This is a genomic window from Halorubrum sp. AJ67, assembly GCF_000513435.1.
This window is the reverse complement of record NZ_CBVY010000010.1, coordinates 117,403-119,408: the sequence shown is the minus strand read 5'-3', so window position 1 is coordinate 119,408 and position 2,006 is coordinate 117,403. Positions and strand designations below refer to the sequence as shown.

The window sequence follows — 2,006 nt, the reverse complement described above, 5'->3', positions numbered from 1 at the left end:
GGCCGACGTTGCGGACGCCGGCCAGATCGAGCAGCTCCTCGCGGACCCCGTACTCCAGGCGCTTGCGCGCCTCGCGGACCTGAACGGCCACGTCCCCGTCGATCCCCTCCACGTCGCGGGCGAGCGTCTCCGCCGCCCGGAGGAGCCACTCCGCGGTGTCGACCTTGCCGCGGATGTCGCCCGGGCCGACGCCGTACCGCTCCGCGATCCGGTCTTCGTCCACCTCGTTCGCCCAGTCTTCGAGCAGGCGGGCCGTCTTCAGCGCGGCGAGCCAGTCCTCGAACCGCACGTCCTCGTACTCGGAGGGCACGTCGCCGAGGAACTCCGGCTCGCGCTCGTAGCAGACCTCCGTGTACTCCTCGCGGTCGCCGGACTTGAGGTACAGCTCGTAGGTGTCCGGGGTCCGGCTGACCAGGTGGTAGAGACCGAGCGGGGTGACCGCGGGGGGCTCGTCGTCGTCCGAGTCGGACGGATCGGCGTCGCCGTCGCTCTCCTCCGCGTCCCCTCGGGTGTACGTGGTGAACCCCGGTTCGTCGGCGTCGGAGTCCGCGTCGGCGTCGGTCGATGGGACGAACTCGGCGTCGGCGGCAGGGGCATCGGATCCGGCCGTGCCGTCCTCGACGACCGTCCGGAGCCCGTCGAGTATCTCCGCCGCGCTCATCGGGTCGAGGTAGAGCCGCGAGACGGTGTGGCCGATGCCGGTCGCGGCGAGGCCCTCGGCCCCGCCGTCGCGGTCGCGCTCGACGAAGCCGTTGACTTCGAGGTAGTCTAAGACGGTGTCGGTGACCGCGGCGAGGCGTCCCTCGTCGTCGGTCTGGGTCGCGTAGAGGGTGTTGTCGAGGAACGACAGGAGGCCCTCGCGGGTGGCGGCGAAGCCCGAGGCGACCGTCGCGAGGACGTGGGTCCGGAGCGCGGGCTCGGCCGCGAGCTTCGAGCGGACCGGCTCGGCCTCGGCCCAGACGTACCGCTCGAACAGCTCCTCGCGGGTGTCGGCGTCGTTCGCGAGCAGCACCGCCTCGCCGTAGGGGTCGAGTCCGGGGCGGCCCGCGCGGCCGCACATCTGGTGGACTTCGAGGACGTCGAGTGGTTTCATGCCGCCGAAGTCGCCGTCGTAGCGCCGCCAGTCGCGGACGATCACCCGGCGAGCGGGGGGTGTTGACGCCGGCGGCGAGGGTGGGCGTCGCGGAGACGCACTTGATCAGGCGGTCGCGGAACGCGTCCTCGACGAGGGTCCGGTGTTCGCTCGCGAGTCCGGCGTGGTGGAACGCCGACCCCTGCTCGACCGCGTCCGCGAGGTCCTCGGAGGTGTCGGTGTCGGAGACGCCGCGGATCTCCTCGGCCAGCTCGCGGAGCCGGTCGCGCTCCTCGCCGGTGAGGCGGGAGCCCGTCACCTCGCCCAGCTTGCGGGCCGACGACTCGGCGTTGCGCCGGGAGTTGACGAAGACGAGCGAGGAGCCGCCCTGCCCGCCCTCCTCGGTGTCCAAGGCGTCGCCGACGAGCTTCGCCGTCTGGTCCTCGCCGCGCTCGACCGGGACCTCGCGCTGGCTCCCGTCGTCGAAGTTGATCGCGTTGCCGAAGTGGACGCCCGTGCGAAGGTCGATCGGACGCCAGTCGGACTCGACGAGTTCGGCGTCGAGCCAGTCGGCGATGACGTCGGCGTTGCCGACGGTCGCGGAGAGCGCGACGGTCTGGAGTCCGGGGTTCACCTTGCGGAGCTTCGCGAGCGTGACTTCGAGGGTCGGGCCGCGGTGCGAGTCGTCGACGAGGTGGACCTCGTCGCTCACGACGCAGGTGAGGTCGTCGATCCACGGCGCGCCGTTCCGGATCAGCGAGTCGACCTTCTCCGAGGTCGCCACGATGATGTCGCGGCTCGCGAGCCACTCGCCGTCGGAGTCGTAGTTGCCCGTCGAGACGCCGACCGTCACGTCGAACTCCTCCCAGCGCTCGAACTCCGCCTTCTTCTCGCTGGCGAGCGCGCGCAGCGGGACGATATATAAGGCCTTGCC

At 71.5% G+C, this 2,006-nt stretch carries 1 pseudogene; it reads right to left on the bottom strand.

The annotated features are described in order from the left end of the window. Nucleotides 1-2,006, bottom strand: a pseudogene (locus tag BN903_RS09915) (ATP-dependent DNA helicase); the annotation flags it as partial.